General features: G+C 42.0%; 5 protein-coding genes. All 5 read right to left on the bottom strand.

What is annotated here, in order from left to right; translation table 11 throughout:
* Positions 1-436 precede the first annotated feature (436 nt).
* Positions 437-1138 (bottom strand): class I SAM-dependent methyltransferase, encoded by a 702-nt coding sequence (locus KKC46_07700; protein ID MBU1053698.1) that lies wholly within the window; start codon positions 1136-1138, stop codon positions 437-439.
* A gap of 182 nt (positions 1139-1320) precedes the next feature.
* Entirely contained in the window at positions 1321-1533 is a 213-nt protein-coding gene (locus KKC46_07695) for a hypothetical protein (GenBank protein MBU1053697.1), read from the bottom strand.
* Positions 1534-1535: 2 nt separating this feature from the next.
* Positions 1536-3806: a 4Fe-4S dicluster domain-containing protein gene (locus tag KKC46_07690; protein ID MBU1053696.1), complete on the bottom strand. Its 2271-nt coding sequence runs from the start codon at positions 3804-3806 to the stop codon at positions 1536-1538.
* A 112-nt stretch (positions 3807-3918) separates the two neighbouring features.
* Positions 3919-6636, bottom strand: coding sequence for a molybdopterin-dependent oxidoreductase (locus KKC46_07685; protein MBU1053695.1), 2718 nt, complete (start codon positions 6634-6636; stop codon positions 3919-3921).
* Positions 6637-6664: 28 nt separating this feature from the next.
* Positions 6665-6823, bottom strand: coding sequence for a hypothetical protein (locus tag KKC46_07680; protein ID MBU1053694.1), 159 nt, complete (start codon positions 6821-6823; stop codon positions 6665-6667).
* Positions 6824-7008 lie beyond the last annotated feature (185 nt).

Here is a 7008-nt window from a genome sequence, read left to right as displayed (position 1 = left end):
TTTGCGGGTATTAAACACCAATGGAAAACCGGTCTTCTTTTCAGAACACATCGCTTTCTCTTGGTGTATCATATCTCTCCCTTCCACGCCTTCAGTTTATCCCTTTGGTTAATTTGCGAAGCAATCTACGAGCTCCTTTTGCAATTGATTGTTTATACTCAAATGTAAGCAAAATTATATGGCACACTTGTTTTGATAATTTGAATAACTAATTATTTATTATAGTTATTGTGATATTTTGCTAAGGCGTGGTTTATTTTATAATTGTAAAGTATCCCGACGTTTTTTTACAAAAAAAGAGGGTATATTCGCAATATATTATTGAATATTATATAATTATAACATGTTATATTAATATTGGTTGCAATTCTATTTTGTAAAGAATTCCGACATCTAAAAAATATGATAAAATGAAATGTATATATAGTGATAAAATTTATAATGTCTTGTCCCACTTTTTTGCAATCATCAGAAAATATCCCGGCCTTGAATCACGCAAACATTTCTTGTATCTGGAAGAGCAACTACCCGGCAGCATTAAATTCATAAGCATATCAAGCGAACCCAGCTCCCACACTATTTTGGCAGTAAGCTGCGCCAGGGCGTCAGAGCAATCCTCCCACAAAAGAACTTCGAATCCGGAATATCTCATTTGTTCGAGAAGTTCCTCACGCCCTGTTGCACCGGTCAGGCATGAGGCTGAACCGGCAGAAGTACTTCTTTCAGCCTTTCCCGGATTTCTCAAATAAATATCCGATACAATCAAATATCCTTCATGTTGCAATACCCTGTTAAACTCATTTATTGCTTTATTGCGTAAAGGCAATAAAGAAAGCACACATTCACACAATATACCGCTGAAACTATCCGCTGCAAACGGTAACTCCTGTGCATCTGCCTTAACAAACTGAAACCCATCGGAAAACCCGGAAACATTAAGATCAATACCATAAACCGCACTGCCATAATTTTGGTGAAGATATTTAAGAGTTGCCCCAAAACCGCAACCAATATCTATAATTTTATCGTTTGCACAAAACCCACAGTAATCAGCTGCTCTTTCGGTAAGAGTCAAACCTCCCGGCCTTAATGCATCACCGATAATTGAACGTAATTCAGAAGCTATGACGTAAGGCATAAGCAAATAAAGATATTTAGGAGTTCAGAACACATATTATTGACAAGCCTATTAACGGCCTTTTCCTTGAACCCTTGACCCCTCGAATCCTTGAACCCTATTATACAACTGGGTTCCGGCTTTCGAGATGGTATGACAGAATGCTCAAGTTAGAACTTATAATGGGATACAGACTCATATGCTCATTTATCTTCAAGAATCTGCTCTACTTCCGCCATTTTTCCCAGAGCAAGCTCTTCGGAGATAAACACAAAACCGCACTGTGGACACATAGGAAGCTGAGCTTTTATCTTGTTTCCCATATACATTAATGTTGCAGTATCTACAGATAAAACAATATCGCATTTATTGCATTTCCATTTTAAATCATCGGGATTGGCATAATTGTTTTTCATTGCTATTCCCTACCAGAAACTACCATACGGTGGCTGTATGCATTGTAGATTTCAAATCCATTATTAAAAGGCATGTATTCCACCCAAAAAGTTGTATTGTACACTTTCAATGAGGCTTTAAAACGCCCGGTTTCAGGATTAAAAAACTTCTGTCCGCTTTTTTCGGAATGCTGTATTACTTGTTGTAAATCCGTTTCAAGTATTCTGCGATCCTCCAAAAGCTGCCATACTTTGGAAGATATATTTAAAACAACTTTATTTTGATCCTGTTTTTCTCCCGGATCTTTTTCCCAAAACTCTTTGAGCAAATCGTCTTTTAAACGCAGGCGGTTTTCCTGCCGCTGAGACCAACCCGGCCTTTTTCTTGCGGCAGGATCAGGCTCGTTGTTTTCAGGAAAGAGCAGATCCAGTATATGAAGCGTTCGCTTTCCTGCTCCGGCAAGGTTATCCCTGCATACTGCACAATATGCAATGTAATCAGCATCACTTTGCCCGGCCAGGCGTTTTATAACGGTTTTAGCCAAATCCGGATTAGCATTTTGCATCAAACCGCCAAAACCGCAACATTCGGCATACTCACTTTTTGCTGTCAGCTCGGAAAAAGGCTGCCCTATCTTTTGCAACAGGTTACGAACACTCGATTGTATACTTGTCTCATAACGTGTAGTACACGGATCATGCAATGCACAAAATGCTTCGGAATTTATAATGCCGGCACCGCCCGGCAGCCCGGTTTCATCAAGAATGCTCCATAGCGATACTATATCTGCTTTATCAAGATATGTCTTAAACATCTTATAACAGGTAGAACAGGCTAATACAATCTGAGGTTTGCCAAGTTCCGTCCACTTGTTTTGCAATATCAAAAATTCTTTTTCAAATAACTCTTCTTCTCCTGCCCAAAACGCCGGGGCATTGCAACATCCAAGAAAAAGGCCCACTCCACCTGTAAGCGTATCTCTTAAATGCGCATAAACGTTTTTTACTTTTTCAGGAGAAGAGGCGCAAAGCTGGCATCCCGGGGAAAAAACATATGCGCTCGTTTCATATCCCGGTTCATGCAAAGCCATCGCAAACCGTTCACTGTTGCTAAACTGCATATCAAGCAGCGCAAACTCATGAGCCGATACAGGCATCCTGCCTTTTTGAACCATATCTTTTCTCGCCTCAAGGCAAAGTGTCTGCATTGCAAAATTTTCCGGGCACACAGCTTCACATAATCCGCAAAGGCTGCATGAATTAACCAGTTTATTGGCCTGGCGCAGCCCCATTACAATGGATGCATTATTATAAATTTCTCTAGCATATTTTCGGGGATAAGAGCCGAATTTTTCAAGATAGGAACATACCTTGACGCATTCAAGGCACTCGCATTGCAGGCAACGGCCGGCTTCTTTAATCGCCTCTTCACAGGTATAACCCGATTCGGCATCATTGGGTTTTACTGCCGGAACATTAGAAATATTATCAATATTAGTATAAAGCCGTGTTTCAACAGGCCCTTCTTTTTCCCTTCCCGCAGTTTGTGAGACTTTTTGCAAATAACGGTCTATGGAAGTTGCAGCCCAGCGGCCTTCGGCAGCCTGCCATACCGGAGATTTATTATCATATTTTAAAAAGCCTCTTGTAAAAATATTCTCCCACTCTGAAAAATAGTTGGACAAACTATTAAAATCCGGGCCCATGTACACGGCATCAAAGCGGGCCAAAAGATCTTTAAGAAAATATTTATCATCAAATGAATAATTTAGTACTGTTTCCACACCCAATGAAAACAGTATTTCAATTTCCTGATTTACTACATCATGCGGTAATATCTCTTCCGGTATTGTGAAAAGATCATCAGCCAGTGTTGCTCTGTCTTCGAATATTATTACCTTATAACCCTTGCGTGAAAGATCCCAGGCTGCTGTAAGAGCGCTTAATCTGCTTCCTGCAACTGCTATGCGATGATCTTTTTTCGGCAGGGCCATAATTTTTAGCTTAGGCGCCTGTACCTTTACACAGGCACGCTCCAGCATTCCGATTTCAATCGCCTGCCCTGCCTCTTTGCGTTTACATCGATCTTTACAGGGTGCATCGCATATGCGGCCTAAAATACCCGGAAAAGGCATGGTTTTTCTTAAAGTCTTCCATGCTTCTTCCCATTTTCCTTTAGATACATTGGCCACAAAAGAGCGGACATCTATATGGATAGGACAGGCAACCATACATTCGGGCGGTTCTTCCTGAATGCATTTATTTTCAAGCAGTCTTAATTCTTTTTGATCCATGATAAAAATAGGGTTCAAGGGGTCAAGGGGTCAAGAATAGAGACGCAAAATTTTGCGTCTCTACACAACCACTCGAACCCTCGAATCCTTGAACCCTCGAACCCTTCTTTTTTTATTTTTTTAATCCTGCTAAAACTTTTTCAGGTAAAGCAGGCAGTTTGGTAATTCTGACACCTGTCGCATTTGCAATCGCATTTATAACCGCAACGTGAGATGATGTCAGGGGAAGTTCTCCCACACCGGCCGCACCAAATGGCCCGTGTTCACGCGGAGTTTCCACATAATGAATATCAATTGAATCAGGAACGTCTTTGATATAAGGAAGTCCGCAGGCAATCATGCTTGTGTGCTTTTTCAGATCTTCAAAATCTTCCGTTAAAGCAAGCCCAATACCCTGAGCAACTCCACCATAAATCTGGCCGTCAACTACAAGGCGGTTGTTTATCTTTCCTGCATCGGCAAATACCGTGAATTTATTGACATGAGTTTTGCCGGTATCCGTTTCCACGGTAACTTCGGCCATGAAAACGCCATACATATAAACTGAAAATGGTGCTCCCTGAGCATTTTCATCACAGGGCGTACATACGGAAGCCGTCCACGTACCGGAATATTTAAGTGGAATATTTTCGGCCACCATTTCATCATATGTACGGTAAGATCCGTCAGCTTTGCGCATCGCATTTAACAGCATTTCACAGCCGTTTTTAATTGCGTTTCCTGTTACTACCTGCTGCCTGCTTCCGCCGGAAGGCCCGCTGTTGGGAACTAATGCCGTGTCATTCATCACAAGTTTGATCTTATCCGGTGTAATTCTCAAAGGCAAAAGCGCCTCATGGCAAGTGCCAAGTGCGCCGATATCGGCTCCCTGTCCGTGATCTTCCCAGCCGGAGCTTAAAGTGACACCGTCTTTAGTTAATTCAACAGCTATTTCGGATGCATCCGGTCCATCAAGACCGCATCCGTAAATGCCGATTGAAACTCCTACACCCTTTTTCTTATCAGGCTTGGATGCCTTTTTGGCTTTTTCTACTGCTTCCTTGTACAATGGCTTAAGCTTATCAATCATTTCGGAAAGGCTTAATACATCAGGGGTCTGACCGGTTGGAGTTGTATCTCCTTTTCGATAAACATTGATACTGCGAAGTTCAAGAGGATCCATTCCGATTTTTGCAGCCAATTCATCCATAAGGCTTTCAGAAGCAAAAAAGCTCTGAGGCGAACCATAAGACCTGAAAGCTGAACCCCAGGCATGGTTAGTACATACTGTCCTTCCCATACCTCTGATATTCGGAATTCCGTACCCTGCTCCTATAAACTGTGCTCCACGAAGAGTAAGAAGATCGCCGAACTCTGAATACGGGCCATGATCAACACTCCAGTCACTTTCCATGGCAAGAAGTTTACCATTGCTATCGGCACCTAACTTAAGATTTACAAAGAAGGGAGAACGTTTTCCGGTATAAGTTATATGCTGGAAATAATCATATATTAATGAAACCGGTTTATTTACAGCCATAGCGGCTACACCGAGCAATGCCTCCATAGTGGGGCTGAACTTGTATCCGAAAGTTCCGCCTGAAGGGTTTTGAACAATTCTGAGTTTTTCCGGCTCAACACCCAGGCCCGGACAGATCATTGCATGGTGAAGATGTATGCCGATGCTTTTGGAATGTATTGTCAGCCTTTCTTCTTCATCAAAATATGCAAAACCGACATCGGGTTCCATGGTCAGATGGGGCTGACGCTGCAGATAATAGTCATTTTCAACCGTATGTGCCGCCGAACTCATAATAGGCGCTGTCTCACCGCCTTTGGCAATTTTTTGTTCAAAATATATATTTGGTGTTCCGGGATGGATTTCTATGGCATCTTCCGCCATAGCCGCAGGAGCGCTCATATATGCAGGAAGCTCTTCAAGATCTACTTTAACTTTATCTGCCGCAGCTTTAGCATTTGCTTCCGTATCTGCAGCAACAATAGCAATGGCATCTCCGAACTGAAATACTTTTTCATCACAAAGTATAGGACGATCCCAACCATCACCTTTGTTTGTAGGAAAAGTAATCAAGCCGGTAATCCGGTTTTTGCCTTTTACATCCTTATGAGTAATAACTTTGGCTACTCCGGGCATTTTTTCAGCTTCTGAAGTATCAATGGAAAGTATGTTGGCATGTGAGGTTTTGGCCTGAACAAGTGCAAGCCTGAGTGTGCCGACAGGCATTTTAATGCTGGTATCAGCTCCAAAGTCCGTAACACCGGTGACTTTTGCAATTGCACTGGGACGCGGATATTTGCTCCCCCAAATCCTGTTATCGGCAGGCATTTTAAAAGCAAGATCATCTTCGCTCAGTTCACCGCGCAAAACTTTTGCAGCATCCATAACAGCATCAACAAGAGGTTTATAACCCGTACAACGGCAGGCATTTCTGTGTTTCTGGAACCAGTCTCTTACATCATCTCTTGTAGGATTCCGGTTTGTATCCAAAAGACCTTTAGCCGAAACAATGAATCCCGGACTGCAAAAACCGCACTGGGCTCCGCCATTTACTGTCCAGGAAAGCTGAAGCGGATGGAGTTTTTCAGGACTACCGATTCCCTCAATTGTGGTAATGCAGGCATCTTCAGGTACTCTGCTCATTTTTGTGATACAAGACCTAACAACCTTTCCATCCATTATAACCGAACATGAACCGCATTGCCCCTGACCGCAACCGACTTTTGTCCCTGTAAGCTTCAACTGTTCACGCAATGTATCAGCCAGTGTTGTACCAGGATCAGCTACAACCATCATTGTTTTTCCATTAATACATATGTTCTTTTTTATCATAGTAAAACTTTCCTCCTTTAAAATATTTTTATAAATGCAGGATCTTATAATCATGATAAATTCTATTTTGAGTAGTATTAAGATACGACAATGCTGTCAGGGTGCTTTTTATTAGTCCGTCAATAACAGCAGGAAAAGAATTACATGCAGTATATCTGCCAGCAATGGCATATGTCAGAAATGTCATTAAAACAAGCACCCCAATATGTCAAGCATTTAATCGTAAATCCATGAGCCACTTTCAAAACGTTTCAGTTTGGTCAAGCTCAAGGCGGGCGAAAATTTCAACCACAGGAATACATTGAGTATTTCGAGGATTGAAATTTGAGCCCAACGCAGAGATCGGCCAAAATGGGGCGTTTTGAAACTGGC

It is taken from the genome of Pseudomonadota bacterium (genome assembly GCA_018817425.1).
GTDB lineage: Bacteria > Desulfobacterota > Desulfobacteria > Desulfobacterales > RPRI01 > RPRI01.
This window is presented reverse-complemented; position numbering and strand designations above follow the sequence as displayed.